This is a genomic window from Methyloversatilis discipulorum, from assembly GCF_018780585.1.
Taxonomy (GTDB): Bacteria; Pseudomonadota; Gammaproteobacteria; order Burkholderiales; family Rhodocyclaceae; genus Methyloversatilis; species Methyloversatilis discipulorum_B.
This window is the reverse complement of sequence record NZ_JADMJL010000077.1, coordinates 1-1154: the sequence shown is the minus strand read 5'-3', so window position 1 is coordinate 1154 and position 1154 is coordinate 1. Positions and strand designations below refer to the sequence as shown.

Here is a 1154-nt window from a genome sequence, read left to right as displayed (position 1 = left end):
GCGTTGGCGAAGACGACGAGTTTTCGCGCGACGGCGGCGAGAGCGAGACGTTTGGGTTTTCCCGCTTCGATGAGACGGTTGTAGAAGAGCTTGAGCCTGGGGTGGGTTCGCGCGGCGCTGAGCGCGGCCATGAAGAGCGTGGGTTTGAGACCCTGGCGGCCTCCGGTCATGCGTCGGCGTTTGTTGGTCTGACCGCTGTCGCGGGGATGGGGCGCAAGCCCGGCCAGGCTTGCCGCTTGTTTCACCGACAGGGCGCCGAGCTCGGGCAGCAACGCCAGCAGGGTGCGGGCTGCGACCGGGCCGATGCCGGGAATGGCGCGCAGTTTCGTTTCGGCTTCGGCGAGATCGTCGGTCTGGCGCAACGCGGTGTCGATGGCGGCGTCGAGTGCTGCGATTTGAGTTTCGAAGAAGACGATCTGGGCGTCCAGGAACGGCGCTTCCGGCCCGCAACTGGGCGCGGCGCGGCGATTTTTGGTCTGCGTGCGCTGCACGAGCGTGTCCTGGCGCAACCGCACGAGGGCGGCGAACGCGGCCCGCGCGGGATCGGGCGGGGTCCACCGGCGCAGGCAGGCCCCGCGTTCGGCGCCGTAACGCGCGAGCCATGCGGCGTCGATGGGATCGGTCTTGGCGCGCCCGCCATGACTGGCGATGAACGCTTTCACGCGCGCCGCATCGGCGCGATGGGCGGGAACGCCGGCGGCTAAACAGGCGTCCAGCGCCGCCCGCTCGTAGCCGCCGGTGGTTTCGCAGACCGCCAGATCGTAGTCGGCGAAGGCGGCGAGCGCCTCACGCAAGGCTTTGAACGTGTTTGCAATCAGCTGCGTGCGGCCGCTGACCGGATCGTGGAGCGCAACCTGCGCCTTGCCCACATCCAGCCCGAGAACGCGCGCACTCTCGACGGAATCGACCTTTGAAGTCATGATCGGCCTCGCTTCGAATTGTCTGCGGGCGCGCCGTCCATCGACCAATGGACGCCGGCCCTTTCAAGTCACCAAGCAAGACGAAGCCGGCTCCGCCGACGGACCTCAATGACGACGAGCATTGCGCTCGATTCCGGGTCGGTCGCGCCAGCGGATGCGGGTTTCGGGGTGGCCGCCCCGAAACCCGCAAACCGGCCACACAGTCTCTACCGAGTCGCGAACAGACAATTCCGG

The 1154-nt window shown here is 67.7% G+C and carries 1 protein-coding gene; it reads right to left on the bottom strand.

The genetic code is table 11. The annotated features are described in order from the left end of the window. On the bottom strand, positions 1-920 hold a 920-nt coding region (locus IV112_RS21255; protein ID WP_304007116.1), incomplete at its 3' end, for a transposase. Positions 921-1154 lie beyond the last annotated feature (234 nt).